Source organism: Shinella sp. HZN7, from assembly GCF_001652565.1.
In the GTDB taxonomy this organism is placed as follows: domain Bacteria; phylum Pseudomonadota; class Alphaproteobacteria; order Rhizobiales; family Rhizobiaceae; genus Shinella; species Shinella granuli.
Window position 1 is genome coordinate 411,206 of sequence record NZ_CP015738.1, and the last position, 22,877, is coordinate 434,082.

At 64.1% G+C, this 22,877-nt stretch carries 20 protein-coding genes; 10 read left to right on the top strand and 10 right to left on the bottom strand.

All coding sequences use genetic code 11. From position 1 onward, the window contains the following. Positions 1-151: 151 nt before the first annotated feature. The 5 genes from shn_RS27055 to shn_RS27075 all read right to left on the bottom strand — a co-directional run bounded on the left by shn_RS27055 (position 152) and on the right by shn_RS27075 (position 5,279). Positions 152-937 (bottom strand): SDR family oxidoreductase, encoded by a 786-nt coding sequence (locus shn_RS27055; protein WP_064333617.1) that lies wholly within the window; start codon positions 935-937, stop codon positions 152-154. A gap of 40 nt (positions 938-977) precedes the next feature. After that, positions 978-1,928, bottom strand: a complete 951-nt coding sequence (locus tag shn_RS27060) for a sugar-binding transcriptional regulator (RefSeq protein WP_064333618.1) — start codon at positions 1,926-1,928, stop codon at positions 978-980. A gap of 22 nt (positions 1,929-1,950) precedes the next feature. Next, the gene (locus tag shn_RS27065; RefSeq protein WP_064333619.1) at positions 1,951-3,420 is read right to left on the bottom strand and encodes an FGGY family carbohydrate kinase; all 1,470 of its coding nucleotides are present in this window, start codon (positions 3,418-3,420) and stop codon (positions 1,951-1,953) included. Between the two features lie 81 nt (positions 3,421-3,501). After that, positions 3,502-4,470 (bottom strand): transketolase family protein, encoded by a 969-nt coding sequence (locus tag shn_RS27070; RefSeq protein ID WP_064333620.1) that lies wholly within the window; start codon positions 4,468-4,470, stop codon positions 3,502-3,504. Then, positions 4,470-5,279: a transketolase gene (locus shn_RS27075; RefSeq protein ID WP_064333621.1), complete on the bottom strand. Its 810-nt coding sequence runs from the start codon at positions 5,277-5,279 to the stop codon at positions 4,470-4,472. The genes shn_RS27070 and shn_RS27075 overlap by 1 nt, the downstream gene beginning before the upstream one ends. A gap of 210 nt (positions 5,280-5,489) precedes the next feature. Between shn_RS27075 and shn_RS27080 the strand changes: the two genes are divergently transcribed. The 6 genes from shn_RS27080 to shn_RS27105 all read left to right on the top strand — a co-directional run bounded on the left by shn_RS27080 (position 5,490) and on the right by shn_RS27105 (position 12,784). After that, positions 5,490-6,464, top strand: coding sequence for an ABC transporter permease (locus shn_RS27080; RefSeq protein ID WP_064333622.1), 975 nt, complete (start codon positions 5,490-5,492; stop codon positions 6,462-6,464). Between the two features lie 120 nt (positions 6,465-6,584). Then, positions 6,585-7,517 (top strand): substrate-binding domain-containing protein, encoded by a 933-nt coding sequence (locus shn_RS27085; protein ID WP_064333623.1) that lies wholly within the window; start codon positions 6,585-6,587, stop codon positions 7,515-7,517. Positions 7,518-7,542: 25 nt separating this feature from the next. Beyond that, positions 7,543-9,030, top strand: coding sequence for a sugar ABC transporter ATP-binding protein (locus shn_RS27090; protein ID WP_064333624.1), 1,488 nt, complete (start codon positions 7,543-7,545; stop codon positions 9,028-9,030). A gap of 14 nt (positions 9,031-9,044) precedes the next feature. Next, on the top strand, positions 9,045-9,833 hold the full coding sequence (locus shn_RS27095; protein WP_064333625.1) for an SDR family oxidoreductase: 789 nt from the start codon (positions 9,045-9,047) through the stop codon (positions 9,831-9,833). A 255-nt stretch (positions 9,834-10,088) separates the two neighbouring features. Beyond that, positions 10,089-11,318, top strand: a complete 1,230-nt coding sequence (locus shn_RS27100) for a putative DNA modification/repair radical SAM protein (RefSeq protein ID WP_064333626.1) — start codon at positions 10,089-10,091, stop codon at positions 11,316-11,318. Then, positions 11,318-12,784, top strand: a complete 1,467-nt coding sequence (locus shn_RS27105; RefSeq protein WP_064333627.1) for a UdgX family uracil-DNA binding protein — start codon at positions 11,318-11,320, stop codon at positions 12,782-12,784. Before shn_RS27100 ends, shn_RS27105 begins: the two co-directional genes overlap by 1 nt. A gap of 21 nt (positions 12,785-12,805) precedes the next feature. Here shn_RS27105 and shn_RS27110 read toward each other — a convergent pair whose 3' ends face one another. Then, positions 12,806-13,240, bottom strand: coding sequence for a pyridoxamine 5'-phosphate oxidase family protein (locus shn_RS27110; RefSeq protein WP_064333628.1), 435 nt, complete (start codon positions 13,238-13,240; stop codon positions 12,806-12,808). Positions 13,241-13,443: 203 nt separating this feature from the next. Further along, positions 13,444-15,051, bottom strand: a complete 1,608-nt coding sequence (gene rtcR, locus shn_RS27115) for an RNA repair transcriptional activator RtcR (protein ID WP_064333629.1) — start codon at positions 15,049-15,051, stop codon at positions 13,444-13,446. Between the two features lie 210 nt (positions 15,052-15,261). Between rtcR and shn_RS27120 the strand changes: the two genes are divergently transcribed. The 4 genes from shn_RS27120 (at position 15,262) to prfH (ending at position 20,949) form a co-directional block, all read left to right on the top strand. Then, positions 15,262-16,818, top strand: a complete 1,557-nt coding sequence (locus shn_RS27120) for a hypothetical protein (protein WP_064333630.1) — start codon at positions 15,262-15,264, stop codon at positions 16,816-16,818. A 659-nt stretch (positions 16,819-17,477) separates the two neighbouring features. After that, a complete protein-coding gene (locus tag shn_RS27125; protein ID WP_064333631.1) occupies positions 17,478-18,902 on the top strand; it encodes an RtcB family protein in 1,425 nt (474 codons plus the stop codon). A gap of 231 nt (positions 18,903-19,133) precedes the next feature. Beyond that, positions 19,134-20,351 carry an RNA ligase RtcB family protein gene (locus shn_RS27130; RefSeq protein WP_064333632.1) on the top strand — a complete coding sequence of 406 codons (1,218 nt, stop codon included), beginning with the start codon at positions 19,134-19,136 and terminating at the stop codon, positions 20,349-20,351. Then, complete coding sequence (gene prfH, locus shn_RS27135; protein ID WP_064333633.1) at positions 20,338-20,949, top strand: peptide chain release factor H; 612 nt, start codon at positions 20,338-20,340, stop codon at positions 20,947-20,949. Before shn_RS27130 ends, prfH begins: the two co-directional genes overlap by 14 nt. Before the next feature lie 311 nt (positions 20,950-21,260). On the opposite strand, the gene shn_RS27140 is transcribed toward prfH, so the two are convergent. The 3 genes from shn_RS27140 to shn_RS27150 all read right to left on the bottom strand — a co-directional run bounded on the left by shn_RS27140 (position 21,261) and on the right by shn_RS27150 (position 22,822). Then, positions 21,261-21,650 carry a type II toxin-antitoxin system VapC family toxin gene (locus shn_RS27140; protein ID WP_064333634.1) on the bottom strand — a complete coding sequence of 130 codons (390 nt, stop codon included), beginning with the start codon at positions 21,648-21,650 and terminating at the stop codon, positions 21,261-21,263. After that, on the bottom strand, positions 21,647-21,847 hold the full coding sequence (locus tag shn_RS27145; RefSeq protein ID WP_064333635.1) for a type II toxin-antitoxin system VapB family antitoxin: 201 nt from the start codon (positions 21,845-21,847) through the stop codon (positions 21,647-21,649). The genes shn_RS27140 and shn_RS27145 overlap by 4 nt, the downstream gene beginning before the upstream one ends. A 147-nt stretch (positions 21,848-21,994) precedes the next feature. Beyond that, complete coding sequence (locus shn_RS27150) at positions 21,995-22,822, bottom strand: transglutaminase family protein (protein ID WP_064333636.1); 828 nt, start codon at positions 22,820-22,822, stop codon at positions 21,995-21,997. Positions 22,823-22,877: the final 55 nt, after the last annotated feature.

Here is a 22,877-nt window from a genome sequence, read left to right on the forward strand (position 1 = left end):
GTTCCGTAATGGGCGATACGCCTCAAAAGATCTATTTTTCAACTGTTCTCAGAGCTTATCGAGCGAATTGTGAAGGACAGACAGGTCAGCAAATGCGCGGCTCAGCGCGCATTTGCCTTGCGCATGGAACGTCTCGTGAATGACCTCAGCGTCACGACATGATGAGACCGCCGTCGACATTGATCGTCTGGCCGGTGATGTAGGCCGCATCGGCAGAGGCGAGGAAGGCGACGAGAGCGGCAACTTCTGCCGGGGTGCCGGCGCGGCCCATGGGAATGCCTTCGACCCACTCGGCCATCAGTTCGCCCGGGCCGTATTCGCCGAGCATCTGGCCCCAGACGCGGTCGTTGTAATCCCACATCTCGGTATGGATGATGCCGGGGCAGATGGCGTTGGCGGTGATGCCCTCGCGGGCGAGTTCCTTGGCAAGGCTCTGTGTCAGGCCGACCACGCCGAATTTCGACGCGGCATAGTGCGGGGTATAGATGAAGCCCTGACGGGCCTGGCCGGAGGCGGTGTTGACGAGGCGGCCCTTGGTGCCGCTGGCGCGGAAGCGGCGGATCGCCTCCTGGCAGCACAGGAAGACGCCCTTGGTGTTGACGTCGAGGTTGAGGTCCCATTCGCGCTCGGTGAGGTTCTCGACCTTGGCGATGGTGATGACGCCGGCGTTCTGCACGGAGACGGACAGGGTGCCGAGCTTCGCTTCGGCCTCGCCATAGGCTTCCTGCACGGCCTTGGCGTCGGTCACGTCCAGCGCGAGACCGAGCACCTCGGCGCCGGTTTCCTCTGCCAGCGTCGCGGCTGCCTTGACCGTATCCTTCTCGATTGCGGCGATGGCGACCTTCGCGCCTTCTTCGGCGAAGCGCTTGGCGATGCCGCGCCCGATGCCCTTGTTGCCCCCGGTGACGAAAACCGTCTGGCCTGCAAAACGTCTCATGGTCTCTTCTCCATAATGCGCAGCAGACCGGCGGCTGAAATCAGGCCGTCAGCCGCGCTGCTGTGAATTTGTCGGTGACGAGCACATCGATGACGCCCAGTTTCAGGGCGCCGGCGATGGCCTGGGTTTTCGATTCTCCGCCCGCGAGCGCCATGACACGGTTCGTCCGGCGCAGGTCTTCCAGCGAGATGCCGATCACGCGCTCGTTGAGCGGCGTTTCCACCGGCTTGCCGTCCTTGTCGAAGAAGCGGTAGGAAATCTCGCCGACCGCGCCGGCCTCGTGCAGCATCGCCATTTCCTGGCGGGAAAAGGTGTTGCCGGAGCGGGCGAGCAGTTCGGACGGCTCGACGGCGCCGATGCCGATGATGGCGAGGCTGAGGCGGCCGAAGAGGTCCATCGTCTCGCGCACCACCGGGTCGGCCAGCATGACGAGCTTCGCCTCGCGCGAGGAGGTGATGCCCTGCACGAGCAGCAGCCGCGGCTCGCCGCCGGTGAGCCTTGCGAGGCGCGCGGTGAGCTGCGTGGCATGGGTCTGCACCGAGGCGTCGCCCATCCCGCCGAGGATCTGCGCGATGTATTTGGCCTTGGCGTTCTTCAGCGGATGGATGTTGTCCACCATGCGCAGGATCGTCTGGCTCCAGCTGGAGACGCCGATGATCTCGTCCTGCTGGAGGGTGACTTCGAGGAAATGGGCTGCGGCCTCGCCGATGCGGGCCATGATGGCGCCGTCGCGGTCTTCCGAACAGTCGATGACGATGGCTTCGGTGAGGCCATAGCGTTCGCGCAGTGCGTTTTCGAGGTCCGCGAAGGTGCCGGCGGGCGGGATGACCGTGGTGCGCACGATGTCTTCCTGCTCGGCCCGCTTCAGCATGCGCGAAACGGTGGCCTGCGACATGTGCATGGTCTCGGCGATCTCCGCCTGCCGCTTGCCCTCGATATGGTACATCTGGGCAATGCGGGCGATCAGTCGCAGCTCGTTCAATCGTCCCATGCAGTCCTCCATTGGTGAATTTTTATTCACTCATAGTTGAAGGACCCGGAACGGTCGAGCGGTAGATTGCGTCCTGCCAGACCGCAAGGCGTTGCGCGGTATCGGCGGCGCGCGGGACGATGGGATTGCCGGCGCGCGGCAGGGCGGCGATGGCGGCAAGATCGGGCCAAACACCCAGCGAAAGGCCGGCGAGATAGGCGGCGCCAAGCGCCGAAGCCTCCGGCGCATCGCATTGCGTGATGACGTGGTTCAGCGTGTCGGCGACGCATTGCATCAGGAAGGTGTTCCGGCTCGGCCCGCCATCGGCATAGAGGCGGCCAAGCGGCGTCGGCGATTGCGCGGACATGGCCTTGAAGACGTCATGGACCTGGAAGGCCATGGAATCCGTCACCGCGCGGGCCATCTGGGCGCGGGTGGTGGTGAAGGTGATGCCGGAAAACAGCGCCCGCGCATCCGCCTGCCAGTAGGGCGCGCCGAGGCCGACGAAGGCCGGCACAAAACCCGGTCCGCCGGGCTGGGCGGTGGCGGCGAGATCGGTGAGGGCCTGCACATCCGGCAGACCGAGCATCTCGGCCATCCAGGGCAGGGCGGCGGCCGAGACGAGGATGTTGCCCTCGAAGGCATAGGTCGGCGTACCGCCGATCGACCAGGCGATGGTGGTGGTGATGCCCTGTTCGGGCGCGATGAAGCGGGGCAGCGTCGTCATGATCGACGAGCCGGTGCCGAAGGTCACCTTGCCGTCACCGGGATTGAAGGCGCCGTGGCCGAAGAGTGCGGCATGGCTGTCGCCGATGGCGGAGGCGATCGGGATGCCGTCCCGGAGGCTCGGCACGTTCTTCGTAATGCCGAAATTAGACGCGCTGTCGCGCACCTCGGGCAGGGCGGATTTCGACACGCCGAATAGGGCGCAGAGTTCGTCGCTCCAGACTTGCTGATTTAGATCGTAAAGCTGGCTGCGCGCGGCATTGGCGGCGTCGCAGGCATGCACTGCGCCATCCGTGAAACAATGGATCAGCCAGGCGTCGATGGTGCCGAGCCGGACCGTTTTTCCTGCGGGCACGCGGTCGAGCAGCCACTTCATCTTGGGGCCTGGGAACATCGGATCGATGGGAAGGCCGGTGAGCGCCTGCACACGCGGCGCATGGCCGGCCGCGATCAGCTCGGCGCAGGCCGGCGCGCTGCGGCGGCACTGCCAGCTCACCACCGGACCAAGCGGTTCGCCGCTCGCGGCATCCCAAACCGTGACCGATTCGCGCTGGTTGGAGATCGCGATACCGAGGATGTCGACTTCAGGGCCGGCTTGCAGGCAGGCGGCGATTGCTTCCTGAACCGATTGCCAGATGCGAACCGGGCTCTGCTCCACCCAGCCGGGCTGCGGGTGCTCGATGCCGACCGAAGAGGCGCCGCGCGACAGAATTTCGCCGGCCGTGGAGACAAGCACGGCCTTGGAATTCGTGGTGCCCTGGTCGATGGCGAGGATGGCGGTCGTCATGGCGGCTCCGGCAGGCAGAAATGGGGGGCGCGGCGAAAGGGAGGCCTTGCCGCGCCCGGCACGTCATCTAATCCGGCGCGATCACGCGCGGGAAGACTTCCGTGCAATCAAAGCGACGGCCGCCTCGGCGATTGCCGCCGGCGACATGCCGAATTCATCGAGCAGGAACTCGGCCGAACCGGTGGGGGCGAAGATGCCGGGCACGCCGAGGATCTTCATCGGCACGGGCGCTTCCGCAACCACATATTCGGCGATCGCCGAGCCGAGGCCGCCGATGGTGGAATGTTCCTCCGCCGTCAGGATGGCGCCGGTTTCGCGCGCGGCAGCCACCACGGCCTCGACGTCGATCGGCCGGACCGTCGCCATGTTCAGCACGCGGGCCTTGATGCCTTGCTCGGCCAGAAGCTCGGCCGCCTTCAAGATGCGGTGGGTCACGGTGCCGTTGGCGATGAGGGTAATGGCATCACCATCGCGCAGCAGGTTGGCCTTGCCCAGCTCGAACTTATGGCCCGCCGGCAGCAGGTCCGGAACGCCGACGCGCGAGAGGCGCAGGAACACCGGACCGTCATAATGCGCGGCCCATTCCACGGCAGCGGCCGTCTCGATCGAATCGCAGGGAGCGACGACCGGCAGGTTCGGCAGCACGCGGGTCCAGGCAAAATCCTCGATGGAATGGTGCGTCGGGCCGAGTTCGCCATAAGCCATGCCGGAGGAAATGCCGATCAGCTTCACATTGGCGTTGGAATAGGCGATGTCGGCCTTGATCTGCTCCAGCGAGCGGCCGGTCAGGAAGCAGGCGGCGCCGCAGACGAAGGGCAGCAGCCCGCCATTGGCAAGGCCGGCGCCGACGCCCACCATGTTCTGCTCGGCGATGCCGACATTGACCAGCCGTTCCGGCCAGCGGGACTTGAAGCCGCCGAGCTTCGAGGAGCCGACGGAATCGTTGCAGACGGCCACGATCTTCGGATTGTCCGCCCCGAGGCGTTCCAGCGTGGCGACGAAGGCGTCGCGGCAATCGTGCAGCTTGGGAGAGGTCATCACGTCTTTCATCACAGCGTCTCCGAAAGCTCAGCCACGGCAATCTTGTATTGTTCGGCGTTCGGCACCTTGTGGTGCCAGTCCACCGTGTCCTGCATGAAGGAGATGCCGTGGCCCTTGTTGGTGTGGGCGACGATGCAGTGCGGGCGGCTGCCGCGCTTTTCCAGCGCCGGCACGATCTCGTCCATCACATTGCCGTTGATCTCGGTGACATCCCAGCCGAAGGCTTCGAGCTTGGCCGGGAAGGGGGCGAGGTTGTTGGTGTCCTTCAGCGACGCGCCCTGCTGGAAGCGGTTGTGGTCGATGATCAGCGTCAGGTTGTCGAGGCCGAACTGCGCGGCGGCCGCGATGGCCTCCCAGTTCGAGCCCTCCTGCATTTCGCCGTCGCCGGTCATGACATAGGTGCGGTAGGCGGCCCCCGTCAGCTTGGCGGCCTTCGCCATGCCGACCGCGACCGGCAGGCCATGGCCGAGCGGGCCGGTATTGGTCTCGACGCCCGGCACCTTGTTGCAGTTCGGATGGCCGTTGAGGCGCGAATGCGGCTTCAGGAAGGTCGCGACCTCTTCTTCCGGAATGAAGCCGCGCTTGGCGAGCGTCACGTAGAGCGCCAGTGCCACATGGCCCTTCGACAGCACGAAACGGTCACGGTCCGGGTTTTTCGGCTGGTCGGGCCAGATGCGCAGCACGCGGAAATAGAGCGCGGTCAGGATGTCGATGGCCGACATCTCCCCGCCAATGTGTCCGGCGCCGGCTTCGAAAACCGCTTGCAGATCGCGAAGGCGGATCTGGCGAGCGATGCGGTCGAGATCGTTCGGCTGCATGAAACCCCCATAGTGAATAAATATACAGTTGCCTATATACTTGCACGGGGATCCGGCAAGTCAAGCGGAAATCGCGGATGGTGGTGCAAAAATTAGCTGGCTGCATCGTATTGACAGGACCCGGATCGATCATATACGAATTTACACACGGTAATGAATATTTATGCGCGCCGCCAATCCAGGGTGGCTGGCTGACCGGGAGGAGCGTTCATGCTGGTTGCAGCGAAGGAAAAACAGGGCATCGTGGGCGGGCTGTTACCATCCCTGCGCGGGGCCACCGGGCCGCTGATCGGCCTGATCGTGCTGTGCCTCTTCCTCACGTTTGCGACGGACAAGTTCCTGTCGATCCGCAACTTCCTCAACGTGCTCGACCAGATCACGGTGCTGGGCGTCATGGCGGTCGGCATGACGTTGGTCATCCTGATCGGCGGCATCGATCTTGCGGTGGGTTCTGTCATGGCGCTGGCGATGATGGTGCTCGGCTATCTCCACGTCGTTGCCGGCGTGCCGATGGGGCTTGCCATTCCGCTCGCTTTGCTCGTCGCCTCGCTCAACGGGCTCGTCGCGGGGCTATTGATCACGCGTTTCAACGTGCCGGCCTTCATCGCGACGCTCGCGATGATGTCGATTGCGCGCGGCCTTGCGAACATGATCACCGACGGCCAGCAGATCATCGGCTTTCCGGCCTGGTTCAACATGATGGCGATCGTGCGTTTCGGCGGCTTCCTGACGCTGACGGTCGCCGTGATGATCGTGGTCTTCATCATCGGCCTGCTCTACCAGCGCTACCGCCACGGCGGGCGCGTGCTCTATGCCATCGGCGGCAATGCGGAAGTGGCGCGGCTTGCAGGCATCAATGTCCAGCGCGCGACCGTGCTCGTCTATGTCGTGTGCAGCTTCCTCGCCGGACTTGCCGGCATGGTGCTCGCCGCGCGCCTCGACTCGGTCCAGCCGTCCTCGGGCGTTTCCTACGAGCTCGACGCCATCGCGGCGGTCGTCATCGGCGGCACGTCGCTGTCGGGCGGCACGGGCGGCATCGGCGGCACCATCATCGGCGTTCTCATTATCGGCGTGCTGCGCAACGGCCTCAACCTGCTCAGCGTCTCGCCCTTCATGCAGCAGGTCATCATCGGCGCCGTCATCGTGCTGGCCGTGACCGCCGAAACCTATCGCAAGCGGAAATAACGATTTTCACCCCGCGGCCACGCGGCGGGGTGCGGAAAACGGTCGGCAATGGTGCGGACCGGCAAAAGGGAAGGTGGTCTCCGGCAAACGGAAACCACCGGGAAACTCGGAGGAGAAACCATGAAACTGTCCAAACTGCTGATGGCGGCAACCGCGGCTGCGGTCCTTGCCTCTCCCGCGGCCGCCGCGGAGGTCAAGACGATCGGCCTTGCCGTCCCGAACCTCCAGGCCGACTTCTTCAACCAGATCAAGCTCGGCGTTGAAAAATACGCCAAGGAGAAGGGTCTTACGGTCATCGTCGTCGACGCGAAGAACGACACCGCCACGCAGGTCAGCCAGGTGCAGGACCTGATGACCCAGGGCATCGACGCCTTCATCTACATCCCGGCCGGTGCCGCCGCTGCCGCCGTGCCGACCCGCCTTGCCCGCGAAGCCGGCATTCCGGTGATCAACGTCGACCGCGTTCCCGATGGTGCACCGGGCGATACCTTCATCGCCGGCGAGAGCGTCGAATCCGCCTATGCCGTCTGCAAGCACATCATCGAGAAGGCCGGCGGCTCGGGCAAGATGGCGATTATTCACGGCCAGAAGGGCACGACGCCGGAAGTCGATCGCTTCACCGGCTGCAAGCGCGCCATCGACGAGGCCACGGGCGTCGAACTGGTCGACCAGCAGTGGAGCAACATGTGGTCGGCCGACGAGGGCTTCACGATCGCGCAGAACATGCTGCAGGCAAATCCGGATATCACGATCATCTTCGGCCAGGCGGACGGTCTCGCCATGGGTGCGGCCAAGGCGGTCGATGTTGCCAATCTCTCGGACAAAGTGATCATCGGCGGTTATGACGGCGACGTCTCGGCGCTGGAATACCTCGCCAAATGCAACGGCCCGTTCATCGCCACCGCGACGCAGAGCACGCAGAAGATGGGCGTTCTCGCCGTCGAATCCGCGCTGGCCGTGGCCGCCGGCCAGAAGGTCGAGGAGCGCCAGACGCCGAATGCCGTTCTGACGACCTGCGAGAACGCGCCGGAATTCGTCAAGAGCCATCCGTAATCCGGACACGAAAGGCAGCAGCGCCATGACGACACGCTCTCCCATCCTGTCGCTCCGTGGGATCCAGAAATCCTATGGTCCGGTCAAGGTTCTCCATGGTGTCGACCTCGACATCCATCCGGGAGAGGTCGTGGCGCTGCTCGGCGAAAACGGTGCCGGAAAATCGACTTTGTCGAACATCATTTCCGGCACCGTGCAGCCCTCCGCGGGCGAGATGACCTGGCTCGGCAAGCCCTATGCCCCCGCCAATCCGCGCGCGGCGATGGACGAGGGCGTGGGCATGATCCACCAGGAACTGAAGCTGCTGCCGAAGCTTTCCATCGCGGAAAACGTCTTCGTCGGCCGCTATCCCATGAAGGCCGGCCGCATCGACCGCAGGGCGATGGAAGAGCGGGCGAGGAGCGGCCTCAAGCGGCTCGGCCTCGACATTTCGCCCGATCGCCTCGTCGAGGGCCTTTCCACCGGAAAACAGCAGCTTATCGAGATCGCCAAGGCGTTGACGCTCAACGCGCGCCTGCTCATCCTCGACGAGCCGACCGCAGCACTCGGCGGCGAGGAGACGCAACTCCTCTTCCAGCAGATCGAACGGCTGAAGGCTGACGGCGTCGGCATCGTCTACATTTCGCACCGGCTGGAGGAAATCCGCCAGATCGCCGACCGCATCGTCGTCATGCGCGATGGCGCCAAGGTGCAGGAATTCGACAGCGGCAACGTGCCGGTCCGCACCATCGTCGAGGCGATGGTCGGGCGCTCGCTGGAGCGCATGTTCCCAACGCTGCCTGCACCGACGGAGGAGGTGACGCTGGAAGTGCGGAACCTTTCTTCGCCGTCGAGAGCCTTCCGCGATATTAGTTTTTCCGTTCGCAAGGGCGAGGTCTTCGGCATTGCCGGCCTGATGGGTGCCGGCCGCACGGAACTGGTGCGCGCCATGACCGGTGCCGACCCCATTTCCGGCGGCGAGGTGTTGCTGCGCGGCAAGGCCGTCACGCCGCGCTCGCCGATCGACGCGATCCGCAACGGCATCGTGCTCGTGCCGGAGGACCGCAAGCTCCAGGGCGTCGTGCTCGAACATTCGATCGCGGAAAATATCGGCTATGCCAATCTCGGCGAGATTTCCCGCAACGGCTGGCTTTCCTCGCGCCGCATCCGCGAGTTCGCCGAGGACTATATCAAGCGCTTCGGCGTCAAGGGCCGGGGCGGGCAGAATGCGGGCGAGCTCTCCGGCGGTAACCAGCAGAAGGTGGTGCTCGCCAAGTGGCTGGCGCGCAAGCCGCAGGTGGTGGTGCTGGATGAACCGACGCGCGGCATCGATGTCGGCGCCCGCTCGTCGATCTACGACCTCATCATGGACCTCGCCCGCGCGGGCGTCGCGGTCATCGTGGTCAGTTCCGACCTTGAAGAAGTGCTCGGCGTCTCCAGCCGCATCATGGTCATGGCGCAGGGCAAACAGGCCGGTATCCTGGACCGCGCGGAGGCAAACGACGTCTCGGTCATGGAACTGGCGACGATCTGAACAGGAAAAGCATCATGACTGACATCTCCCTCAACGCGCCGAAATTGTTCGATCTTTCCGGAAATGTCGCCTTCGTGACGGGAGCCGGCAGCGGCATCGGCCAGCGCATTGCCATGGGCCTTGCCCAGTGCGGCGCGGATGTCGCGCTGCTCGACCGCCGCAGCGATGATGGCCTCGCGACGACGGCCGATTTCATCGCGAAGGCCGGGCGCCGCAGCATCCGGATCGCGGCCGACGTTACCAGCGGCGCGGCGCTGAACGATGCGGTCGCCCGCACGGAGACGGAGCTCGGTTCGCTCACGCTCGCCGTCAACGCGGCCGGCATCGCCAATGCCAATCCGGCGGAGGAGATGGAGGAAGACCAGTTCCAGACGATGATGGACATCAACCTGAAGGGTGTTTTCCTCTCCTGCCAGGCGGAAGCCCGCGCCATGCTGAAGAGCGGCCGCGGCTCCATCGTCAATATCGCCTCCATGTCCGGCGTCATCGTCAACCGCGGCCTCAGCCAGTGCCATTACAACGCCTCCAAGGCGGGCGTCATCCACATGACCAAGTCGATGGCGATGGAGTGGGTGGCGCGCGGCATTCGCGTGAACACGATCAGCCCGGGCTACACTGCGACGCCGATGAACACCCGCCCTGAAATGGTGCACCAGACGAGGCTGTTCGAGGAACAGACCCCGATGCAGCGCATGGCGAGCGTGGACGAGATGGTCGGTCCTGCCGTTTTCCTGCTCTCCGATGCTGCAAGCTTCGTGACCGGCGTCGACCTTCTCGTCGATGGTGGCTTCTGCTGCTGGTAGGATTGCAGAGCCGGCGGCAAGCCGGCCTCCTGCATTTTGCTGCAGGAATTTCTTGTTCGCCCAAGGGATGAAACCGCCGGCAGCGGCAACCCTTGAAAGGCATTGCGATGTCGGCCCTTCGAAATCGATGCCGAGCGCCGCTCGACGGGATTTCGCGACGCTTGATCTCGCGCATTCCGTCAACAGCGAAGGCTTCGCGCCACCGGGCGATTCTTTTCGTTTGACGGCATGACATGGAACATATAGTGAACAAATATGAAGAAATCGTTGCAGCAACGCTTGGCCGTCCTTTCGGATGCCGCCAAATATGATGCCTCGTGCGCTTCGAGCGGAACGGTCAAACGTGATTCTGTTGGCACCGGCGGTTTGGGCTCGACGGAAGGGGCGGGGATTTGCCATGCCTATGCGCCGGACGGGCGATGCATTTCGCTGCTCAAGATCCTGCTCACCAATTTCTGCATCTTCGACTGCGCCTATTGCATCAACCGCTCGTCCAGCAATGTGGAGCGCGCCCGCTTCACACCGGAGGAAGTGGTGTGGCTGACGCTCGAATTCTATCGGCGCAACTATATCGAGGGGCTGTTCCTGTCCTCCGGCATCATCCGCTCGCCGGATCACACGATGGGCGAGATGGTGCGGGTGGCGCGGGACCTGCGCACCGTTCATGGTTTTCGCGGGTACATCCACCTGAAGTCCATTCCCGATGCCGCGCCCGGACTGATCGAGGAGGCGGGGCTGTATGCCGATCGGCTCTCGCTCAATATCGAGCTGCCGACGGATGCCGGCATTGGCCGCTTCGCGCCGGAAAAGCGGCCGGAGGGCATTCGCCGCGCGATGGGGGAATTGCGCCGGAAGATCGAGGCGGCCGATGATCCGACCTTGCAGACCAAGCGGCGCAAGCGTTTCGTGCCCGGCGGCCAGAGCACACAAATGATCGTCGGCGCCGATGGTGCAGACGACGCCACCATCCTGAAGACCAGTGCCCGGCTCTATAGTGGCTACGGGCTGAAGCGCGTCTACTATTCGGCCTTCAGCCCGATTCCCGATGCCTCCCGCGCGCTGCCGCTCATCAAGCCACCGCTGGTGCGCGAGCATCGGCTCTACCAGGCGGACTGGCTCTATCGGTTCTACGGTTTCGGCGTGGAGGAGATCACCGGGGCGACCGGCGGCATGCTGGATCTCGACATGGATCCCAAGCTCGCCTGGGCGCTTGCCAACCGCCAGGATTTTCCAGTCGACGTCAACCGCGCGGAGCGCGAGCGGCTGCTGCGGGTGCCGGGCCTCGGTACGAAGACGGTTGCGTCCATCCTTTCCAGCCGCCGCTTCCGGCGTCTCAGGCTCGATGATCTGGCAAGGCTCGGCGTTTCGCTGCGCAAGGTGCGCGCCTTTATCGAGGCGGAGGGCTGGGTGCCGCGGCGGCTTGCCGATCGCGCCGACCTGAAAGTGCTTTTCGCGCCGAAGCCGGAACAGCTCTCGTTGCTCTGATGCAGACGATTCCGCTTTTCGGCCGAGGCGATTTTGCCGAGTGGCGCGATGCGGCGCGGGCCTTGGCCGCGGCCGGCATTTCGCCTCGCGAGGCGGATTGGCGCATCCGTGGCCTGGACGATGAACTGTTTGCCGCCAATGCGCTGCCGGATTTGCCGAAGCCCGACAAGCGCGCGCAGCCACTCACCGTGCCGTCCGCCTTCCTGCCCTTGGCCGAGGCGGTCGTCTGCCACACGGAGCCCGGCCGTTTCCATCTGCTCTACAGGCTGCTGTGGCGTCTGCAGTCCGATCGCCGCCTGCTGGAACTGGACGCGGACAAGGATGTCGCATGGGCGCGGCTGCTTGCCAGGAACGTCAATCGCGACAGCCACAAGATGACGGCCTTCGTGCGCTTCAAGGAGATTGCCGGCGACACGAACGGCCGGCGGCGCTTCTTTGCCTGGTTCGAGCCGTCCCATTTCGTCGTCGCCCGCACGGCGCCCTTCTTCCGCCGGCGCTTTGCCGACATGGACTGGATCATCGCGACGCCGAACGGCACGGCAAGCTGGGATGGTGAAAGCCTGCTCTTCGACCCCCGGCCGGGTGAAAACCCTGGCCATGGCGACCCGACGGACGATCTCTGGCGGACCTATTATGCGAGCATCTTCAATCCGGCCCGCCTCAAGCTGAAAGCCATGCAGGCGGAAATGCCGAAGAAATACTGGCGCAACCTGCCGGAGGCGGACCTCATTCCCGGCATGATCGCCAATGCCGAAGCCAATGTGCGGGCCATGGCCGAGCAGGCCGCGAAGGATCCGCCGCTGTTTCACTATCGTCTTCAGGAAACGGCGCAGGCCATGCCCCGGATCGAGCCCGTCGGAGCCGGGACGATCGAGGCCTTGCGGGAGGAGGCGCGCGGCTGCACGCGCTGCCCGCTGCATTGCATGGCAACGCAAACCGTTTTCGGCGAGGGGCCGCAAAGTGCCCCTCTGATGATGGTCGGCGAGCAGCCGGGCGATCAGGAGGACCTCGCCGGCCGCCCCTTCGTCGGCCCGGCGGGAAAGGTCTTCGATGCGGTGTTGAAGGAAGCGGGGCTTGCCCGCGATGCTGTCTACCTCACCAATGCGGTCAAGCATTTCAAATATGAGCCACGCGGCAAGCGGCGCATTCATGAGAAGCCAAACAAGGGGGAGATCGACCATTGCCGCTGGTGGCTGGCAAAGGAGGTTGAGCTTATCAAGCCGCGTCTCATCGTTTCGCTGGGCGCCACCGCGCTCCATGCGCTGAGCGGGGAGGGCAAGCCGCTTGGCCAGATGCGCGGCAAGACGATCACCATGCAGGGCAACATCGTGCTCTACCCGACCATCCACCCATCCTACCTGCTCCGGCTGCCGGACGAGGCCGAACGCCGGCGCCAACACGCTCTCTTCGTCGACGATATACGGCGTGTTCGGGAGTTGGTGGAGAGCCTTGAGGCCCTGCGGTGAGGTGGCGATGCGCCACTTGCGTCAAAGCAGGATCGTTCCGTTCTCCTCGCCATCCCAGTATTGCACGCGCTTGCCCTGGACCCTGATCAGCACGAGACCGGGCGTGTCAGCACCTTGCGTGAACCAGCGGTCGAGGTCGGGCACCCAGTGCTCCTCGAACTGCGCCTTGTCACGGACCAGGCTCGCTTCGCCTTCGATCGATATGAACATGCCGGGTTTTCCAAGCAGGCTCGGCGGTTCCGTGAAGGACAGCGTGACCTTTGCATCGCGGCCGATATCGGCGACCTTGTTGGTATCGGCGTAGGAAAAGAACCAGGAGTCGCCGTCGTACTCGACATCGCCGTTGTTGCTCATCGGGCGGTTGGTGATCGCGCCCGATCCTCCGTGCGTTGACATCATGCAGAAATCAATCTTCTTCAGTTTTCGGGCGATATCGGCAAGCAGGGTCTCGGACATGGTGCGCACCTTCGCAAAAGAGGGGTGAGACGGTCCGGACAGGTTGGGCGCTCGACTGCCGTTTCGTTGGCCATGGTGAGAAACCGGAAAAACCACCATGTCCGCCATCCCTGTCGCGTCCGGTTGACACGGCCCGCGCTCGCAAAGGGAATGGGGAAAGGCGGCGGAAGGTTCCAGATCGAAGGGCCGCAATCCCGTCCCTATTAGCGCTGCATACTTACATCACTGAACTTCAGGTCGAACCTCGCGAGATATTTGGACAGGCGGTCGGCGTCGTTGCTGCTTTTCTTTTCCAGGCGCGAGCTTGCGAACAGGGCCCGGCCGGCCGCGCTGGCGCTGACATGCTTGCGGCAGGTCTGGAGGACGGCGGCGAGCTGCACGGCATCGAACCGGTCCAGCTGCGCCGCGGCCTCCTCGCCCAGATGCTCGACAAGGATGTCGTCGGATGTCTCGCGCTGCGACGCGCCTTGCCAGGCCGTCTTGAGCCGCCGGATCTCGTCGTCGACGACCTCGATGGTGATGCGGCTCTGCGGGGCGAGCGTGGCCATGCGGGTGACGGATGCGGAGAGGTCGCGGAAGTTCGCGCTCCAGACGGCTTCGGGGCCGGTGGCGAAGGCGAGGTAGCGTTCGCGCGCCTCCTTGTTGAAGGTCACGTTCTGGCCCTCGCGCTCCAGGAAGCGGCGCAGCTCGAAATCGAGGTTGGGCTCGATATCCTCCCTGCGCTCGCGAAGGGCGGGCAGCCGGAACGTCCAGAGGTTCAGGCGGGCAAAAAGATCCTCGCGGAACCTTCCGAGGCGCACGGCTTCGGCGAGGTCGCGGTTGGTGCCGGCGAGAAGCTGGAAATCGGCGGAGACCTCGGTGTCGGCGCCCACGGGGAGGAAGCGTTTCTCCTCGATGGCGCGCAGGCACATGGCCTGTTCGTCGAGGCCGAGTTCGCCGATCTCGTCCAGGAAGAGCACGCCCTTGTCCGCGGAGCGCAGGAGGCCCGCGCGCTCGCCGGCGGCCCCCGTGAAGGCGCCCCTGACATGGCCGAACAGGGCGGACATCGCCTGGTCGCCCCGCAATGTCGCGCAGTTGACCTCCACGAAGGGGCCGCTGACCTTGCGCTGCGCCTTCTTGAGCTCGTAGATGCGCCTGGCGAGCTGGGATTTGCCGGCGCCGGTCGGTCCGGTCAGGAGGACCGGCGCCGCCGAGCGGATCACCACGCGCTCGATCTCGTCGATCATCCGGTTGAAGGCGGTGTTGCGCGTGGAGATCCCCGATTTCAGGAAGGAGGCGGCCTCCTCGCGCTCGGAGGCGAAGCGCTTGGCGATCTCGTCGTAGCGGGAGAGGTCGAGGTCGATGATCCGGTGCGTGCCGGCAAAATCCTGGCCCGGATCGCGGTCGCGCGGCGGCGAGAGCTGCAGCAGCCGGCCGGGGATGATGCGGGCTTCGGTCAGCAGGAACCAGCAGATCTGCGCGACATGCGTTCCGGTGGTGATGTTGACGAGATAATCCTCGGTATCGGGGTCGAACGGGTAGCTGCGCGCAAAGTCCCGAAGGTTCGTGTAGACCTCGGAAAAATCCCAGGGGTCGCGGAAATTGATGACATTGCTGCGCACCTCCGTGGCCGGTGACACGGTCTCGATGTCGGCGATGATCCGCGTGGCGAGGGCGCTCGCGTGGTTGTCATGGATGAGTTCCAGCCGGTCGATGAACAGGCCGGCTTGCTGGCAGAGCCCGACATTGGGTCGCCAGCGGCTCCAGCGATTGTCCCATTTCCCCATGTCGAGGGTGGTTCCCAGGATGCTGATGGCGACACGCCGCTTCATGTCTTATCCAATTTTATAAGGGTGGATATTTTTGGATAGGATAATGGGAGCATAGAAATTTGGCAATTTTGGTCGACGTCTGGAAGAGAATAATTTTTAGATATTGATTACAGTCGGTTAGAAGAAAAATTCCACTTCTGAGAGGTGGTTTCGTCAAACTGGCACGCCGCTTGAAATGTATCTGGCACGAACCAAACAAGAGGTGCCGTCATGGTCAACAAGGCGATCTTCAAAACCTATCTCGGAAAGCTGCTTGCGGGCACGGACACGAAAAACCACGAAGCCGCGCCGGCCTACAGGCTGACGCCGCGCGAGGCGCTGGCGCAGTATGCCGTGACCGGCACGTTCAACGGTACGTTCTACGCCGACGGTGCCGAGCAGCTGGAGGCGGTGAAGGCGCTGGCCCTCGAGGTCGAGCCGGAATTCCTTGCCAAGGTCGCCATCCACGCGGCCGGGAAGGGGCACATGAAGGACATGCCGGTCACCCTGCTGGCCATGCTGTCCAGCCTTGAGAGCGACGCCTTCGCCCGCGCCTTCCCGCGTGTGGTCAGGAGCGGCAAGATGCTGCGCGGCTTCGTCCAGGTGATGCGCTCCGGCGCGACGGGACGCAAGTCGCTCGGCACGCGGCCGAAGAAGGCCGTGCAGGCATGGCTGGAACGGGCAAGCACCGGGCAGATCCTGCGCGCGATGGTCGGCAACGACCCGTCGCTGGCCGATGTCATCCGCATGGTGCATCCGAAGCCGGCATCGGAAGAGCGCAGGGCGCTCTATGCCTGGGCGATCGGCAAGCCGCACGACGTTGCGGCGCTGCCGGACCTCGTCAAGGCGCTGGAAGCCTTCCGGCGCGACCAGACGCGGCCGGTGCCGGACGTGCCGTTCCAGATGCTGACCTCGCTGCCGCTGACGCGCGAGCACTGGGTCGAGATCGCCCGCAAGGGCGGCTGGCAGATGGTGCGGCAGAACCTCAACACCTTCGCACGCAACGGCGTGTTCGAGGTCGAGGGTTTTGCCGAGGCGCTGGCTGCGCGGCTGGCTGATCCGGACGAGGTCCGCAAGGCCAGGGTCTTCCCCTATCAGTTGATGATGGCGTGGAAGATGGTCGACGGCCAGGTTCCGGATGTCGTGCGCGATGCCTTGCAGGACGCGATGGATATCGCGATCGCCAACGTGCCGTCGTTCGGTGGCAACGTGGTGCTGTGCCCCGACGTTTCCGGATCCATGGCATCGCCCGTGACCGGATACCGCAAGGGGGCGACGTCGGCGGTTCGCTGCATCGATGTCGCCGGCCTGATGACGGCGGCCTTCCTGCAGCGCAACCCGAAGGCGCGGGTGCTGCCGTTCGAGACCGGCGTGGTGAACGTCGCGCTCAACCGGCGGGATTCGGTGATGACCAATGCCGGCAAGCTGGCGGCCATCGGCGGCGGGGGAACGAACTGCTCCGCGCCGCTGCGCAAGCTGGCGGACGAGAAGGCCAGGGTCGATCTCGTCGTGTTCATCTCGGACAATGAATCCTGGGTGGATGCACGCAAGGCCGGTCAGCCGACGGGCGTAATGACGGAATGGGCACGGATCAAGCGGGTCAACCCGGCTGCAAAGCTGGTCTGCCTCGATCTCCAGCCCTACGCCACCACGCAGGCGCCGACCCGGAACGACGTGCTCAACATCGGCGGCTTCTCGGATGCCGTCTATGGGGCCATCACCGCTTTCGCCGCCGACAGCAAGGGCGCCGACGGCTGGGTGAGGGCAATCGAGGCGATCGAGCTCTGACATGAAGCAATACCCCCGTGCCGCCCGTGAAACGGCACGGGGACCGTGACGAATGCCGGATGAAACTACAGGCTGTTAACCTCCAGGTCGCGGGTTCGAATCCCGCCGGGTCCCCCAACCATGGACCCGTAGCTCAGCGGATAGAGCGGGTCGTTTCACCACACCTCGTCGTCACGGACGAACGACATGGGCAAGAAGGCTATTGCCCATGGAAGACTTGCAGCGGCGAATGCCGGACGGAACTACAGCCACCACCGTTGGATGGTCTGGCAGGTTCGACTCCTCCTGGGCATACGCTCTCTGGCACGAGCGGGGCCATCCGGTTTCGTTCACCCTCGTCGCCGCTGCAACGGCTTGCATAGGGAATGCCCGGCGAATGCCGGTGGGACTACAGGTAAGAGCGGCTCGCCGGATATCCGGCGCGCAGGTCGGATGTTCGATCCATCCCGCATGTTCGTCAGGATGTGCGTAGCTCAGAAACCGTCCCGCCAAGGTTCGTCGCCGGGATGACAAGAGGCCCCGGGCGAATGCTGCGGAGGACTACATGGGCCGCATCGCGCCATGCAGATGGAATGCGTGCGGAAACGTCTTCCGCCCGAATTTGTCGCCCGGGGACAGGAAACTCGAAGGATAGAAGGACTGCAGAAGCAGAAGAAACGATGAAACAGGTAGTGAGCGGGCAGGATCTGATCGATGCGGGCATGGCCCAGGGCAAGTGGTTCCGCGATGCGCTGGACGCCGCCAACACGGTCTTGAGCGAAGGCGGTTCGATGGAGGGCGCGCTGGAGGCGGCACGCGCCTTCCAGCCGGGCCCGACGCTTGCGCTGAGGGCGGACAACGATATCGAGATCTATTCCAACATCCGTGCGGAGAACGCCTTCGAGCAGGACAATGTGGAGAAGGTCAATGCGACGATGCGGGCGCTGGTGCGCACGCCCGTGGTGCGCTCGGCGGCGATCATGCCCGATGCCTGCCCGGCAGGCCCGATCGGGACGATCCCGGTCGGCGGCGTCGTCGCATCCGAGGCGATCCACCCCGGCATGCATTCGGCCGATATCTGCTGCTCGATGGCGATCTCCATCTTCCCCGATGTCGATCCGAAGGCCCTGCTCGACGCCGTTCATGCGGTGACGCATTTCGGTCCGGGTGGGCGCCCGCGCGGTGCGCAGTTCAAGCCCTCGCAAGCGACGCTGTCCGCCTTCCAGCAGAACCCCTACCTGCGGGACGGCGCGCTCAGCGCCGGCATCGAGCACTTCGCGACGCAGGGCGACGGCAACCACTTCGCCTATGTCGGGACGATGAAATCGACCGGTGAAACGGCGCTCGTCACCCATCACGGGTCGCGGGCACCGGGCGCGCGCCTCTACGACAAGGGCATGAAGGTCGCCAACCGCTTCCGCGAGCAGCTCTCGCCGCAGACGCATCGGGAAAACGCCTGGATTCCCGTCGATACCGAGGAGGGCGACCTCTACTGGTCGGCGCTCCAGACGATCCGCCAGTGGACGAAGGAGAACCACTACGTCCTGCACGACATGGCGGCGGAAAGGCTCTCGGCCAAGGTGGCCGACCGTTTCTGGAACGAGCACAACTTCGTCTTCCGCAAGTCCGACGGGCTCTTCTACCACGGCAAGGGGGCGACGCCCGCCTTCGACAAGTGGGCGGATGACGCGACAGACCTGACGATCATTCCGCTCAACATGGCGGAGCCGATCCTGATCGTTCGCGGTTCCAATGCCGCCCATGGCCTCGGATTCTCGCCGCATGGCGCCGGCCGCAATTTTTCCCGCAGCGCCCATATGCGGCGCCTTGCGGAGGAATACGGCGCCGATGCCCGCGGCCTGAGCCCGAACAACCTGGCGGACGTCCTGAAAAAGGAGACGGCGGGGCTCGACGTGCGCTTCTTCTCCGGCTTTGCGGATGCTTCCGAGCTGCCCAGCGCCTACAAGTCCGCCGCCAATGTGCGCGCCCAGATCGAGCACTATGGCCTCGCCGAGGTGGTCGACGAGGTCGTGCCCTTCGGGAGCATCATGGCCGGGGACTGGCAAAGGGACGCGCCGTGGCGGAAGAGGCGGGAAAGGCGCTAAGTGACGACGGGCCGGCCGCTGCCCTTGTGGCGGCGGCCGGCGCGATAACGGTTGAAACTGGACGGAATTCGCGTATAAGCGCCGTCAATATGTTTCTGGAAAGGGAGCGGATTGATGCAGAACATCTCCACACGCCCCATCGGGGTTCCGGTCTGACTCAGCCTGGCTGAGGAGGATCGTTCGACCTGCCGTCTTTGACGGCGGACACGAGCACCTATCCAGAGTTCTATCATGGGCACTTTTTTCGGGGACACGTCTGTCCCCACCCAGCCGGCACGCGCGCCGGCGGCTATCCATCACTATTTCTCGGCCGAAAGCTGGATCGAGGGCGCCGCGCTCGATCAACTCGACAGGATGGCGCGCCTTCCGGGCGTCAGAAGCATCGCGGCCTTCCCGGATCTTCATCCGGGCAAATACGGTGCGACAGGTGTCGCGCTCCTGTCGGACAGGCTGCATCCGCTGCTTGTCGGCAACGACATCGGCTGCGGCATGTCCTTGTTCGAGCTCGACCTTCCATTGCGGAAGCTGAAGCTGGACAGGGCGGCAAGCCGTCTCCGGCGTTTCGATGCGCTTGCGGTCGATGATGCTGCCGGGCGCCTCGACGGCGCTGGCCTTCCGGGCGATCTCTTCGCGGATGCGCTGGGAACGATCGGCGGCGGCAATCACTTCTGCGAGCTGCAGGCGGTGGAGAGCCTCTCCTCGCCGGTATCCGGCATCGACCGCCAGGGCCTTTACCTGCTCGTCCATTCCGGTTCCCGCGGCTTCGGAGCAACTGTCCTGTCCGACAGTCTCTCGGCCGAACCGGACCTGATGTCGGGGCTCGATGCCGCGTCTCCGGCCGGCCTCCATTGGCTCGGCAGGCATGATCAATGTGTTGCCTGGGCCTCGCTCAACCGCATCCTCATCGCCGAGAAGGCTGCCTCGGCGCTTGGCGCGGATTGCCGTCTGGTGACCGACGTGCCGCATAATCTCGTTCGCCGGAGCGGGACGGGCTATGTCCACCACAAGGGCGCGGCGGCCGTCGATCCCGGCACGATCGCCCCGCTCGCAGGCTCGCGCGCGACGCTGAGCTACATCGTGCGGGCCACGAAAAAGGTTGTCGGTTCGCTGGGCGGCATATCGCATGGTGCGGGGCGCAAATACGACCGTACCACCATGCACGGCCGCGTCGGCCGGACCCGCTCCGAGCGGGACGACCTCCTGCGCAACGCCTGGGGTGGCATCGCCATATGCGATGACCGCGCGCTCGTCATCGAAGAGGCGCCCTCCGCCTACAAGGATGCAGGGCAGGTGGTTGCCGATCTTGCGGCGGCCGGGCTGGTCGAAAGCCTGGCCGCCATGCGGCCGCTCGTCACCTACAAGAAGGCGGTCGACGAGGAGGGGCGTGCCCGCCGCCCGGACAAACCGGATCACCGCCAGACGGGGAGGCGCAAGCATGACCGCTATTGATCTGCTGATCACCGCCGGCAACGGTCCTGCCGAATGCCGCATCGCCGTCAGGGCGTGTCTCGATATCCTGGAAAAGGAAGCGGCGGCGCGTGGCTGCCTCCTTGAGGTCAGCACGGGACCTATGCCGGATCGGCACGGCCCGAAATCCGCCCTCGTCAGCCTGGAGGGCGAAGCGGCACCGTGCATGGCCGCGGAGTTCTGCGGCACCGTGAAGTTCCTGTTCAAGAGCCCGCTGCGTCCCGGCCACAAGCGGCAGAACTGGTTCGTCTCCGTACAGCGCGTCGATCTCGGCGGCGGAGAAGCTGTGGCGATCGATCCGCGCGACATCCGCTTTGAAACCTTGCGGGCGGGCGGACCCGGCGGCCAGCATCAGAACACCACGGACAGCGCCGTCCGGGCTATCCACATTCCAACCGGACTGCGCGTCATCGCCCGCAACGAGCGATCCCAGCATCGCAACAAGGCGCTGGCGGTCAAGCGGCTCGCAGCCATGTTGCAGCATCTGGAGGACAGGAAGACGGACACGGCAAAATCGGAACGCTTCATCGCCAATCGCTCGATCGAACGGGGAAACGAAGTCAAGACGTTCAAACTCTAGTGCAATGCACCGCCGTCCGCCAACGGCGGTGCATCGATACACGATGGAATAGTTCCCGGCGTTGATAGCCGCCTTGCTGAATTTCCAAGCGCCTGCCGCAGTAACTTTTCCGCACACCGTAGTGGCGGCGGCGTTGGGAAACCAGGCGATATTGCTGCTCGCATCCGCACATCCTGCCGATTGTTCGACGCCAAGGTTGCGATCCCGCTCCAATTGGGAGCGGTTTTCAGTTTTTTCGGATTGCGTTGCGCGTCTGTATGGATGGTCCGAATCCAGTAAAGACACGTAAATTCGGATAGTGTTCACGCCTCTCAGAATCGGTTGGATGAGCTCGTAGGTGTGTGCAGTGGGGCGCCTGCCTTTTGAGCCGCGGCTGCGAGACGTTTGTCTCTCGTCCACAAGAGCGATCGCCGGTCAAGTAGCGTAGAGGCCAACAAATGGGCGTCCATGTAGCCGATCCCCATGCTGAAAATTGAATGCCGATCAATCATCGTCATGACCTCATCGTGCGTGGCGACGAATGCTTGGCGCTGTGCCGACAGGAAGGCCATCACGGCATCACGGTCCCGCAGACTGCCGAGCGCCAGCTCGCCGATAATGACGGGGTGGTAGAGTAGGCGGTCGTCCTCGATGATTTTGCGTAACTCTGCATCGCCATGGCGAAAATGATCAATCCAAATTGAGGTATCTACCAGGATCACTTCGTCGCTTCGCTCCGACGGCGCGGGGCTGCTTCGGCATCGGGCATCGAGCCCCCGAGCGCGATGAGCCGCTTTCCGGATTCGACCCTGACAAGGGTCTCCAATGCCTGGCGGACAAGCGCAGCCGTTTCCCTGGTCCCGGTTAGCGCTTTTGCTCGCTCCATAAGCTTGTCGTCGAGATTGATAGTAGATCGCATGCCAAGGCTCCCGCGTTGAGGCGGCATTTATAGCACCATTTGGTGCCGAAATATACGCCTAACGGTGTTGGCAATCGATCAGAATTGGTTCTGGATCTTCGGTTCGAATCCCATCAGGAGCCAAAACACGGCTCCCGATCTCGCGCTTCAAATGGCCCGCTCGGCAGCGTGGGTGATTTCTTCGGTCACGACTTCGAAACGCGATAGGATGGCAGGCCCAAAGGCGGTCGTCAGCGCCACGTCGGTGGCGTCCCGGCCGGTCGCCATCAGGATGCGGCCGATGCGTGGTGTGTTGTGCCGCGCGTCGACGGTATGCCAGTGTCCACCGAGATAGACTTCGAACCATGCGCTGAAATCCATCGGGTTCGGGTCCTGCGGTACGCCGATATCGCCGAGATAGCCCGTGCAGTAGCGTGCCGGAATGTTCATGCACCGGCAAAGCGTGATGGCGAGATGGGCGAAGTCGCGGCATACGCCTGTCCGGTCCTTGTATCCGCCAGAGGCTGTCCTGAGGGGATCGGCCTTCTGGTAGTCGAATGCGATGTGGTTGTGAACGAAGTCGAGGATCGCCTGCACCCTCGGCCAGCCGAGAGGCGTCGATGAAAACGTCTCCCAGGCGAAGTCTGCAAGGTGGTCGGTATCGCAGTAGCGGCTGCCGAGCAGATATACCAGCACGTCGTCCGGCAGATCCTTGATGTCGTGCTGGAAGGCATTTTTCGGCGTGGGATCCGGCAGGCCGCTATCATAAATCTCGAACTCCGTGGAGATTGTGGTAAGCCCCGGCGGCGCGACGATCCGGCTGCAGGCATTGCCGAAGCCGTCGATATAGCCCCAGCTTTCGATCGGCTGGTCAAAACTCAGCACCTGTTCCGTCAGCAGGTCCGCGCGGCGTGACGGATGGATGTTGAGGACCAGCAGCATCGGCGTCGCCTGCTTGCATTCGTAGCCCAGGTGAAACCCAGCGCGTATTTTCATTGTTGCATCCTTATGAGGAGGAACCCCTGCCAAAACGGCTGTTCAGCGGCAACGT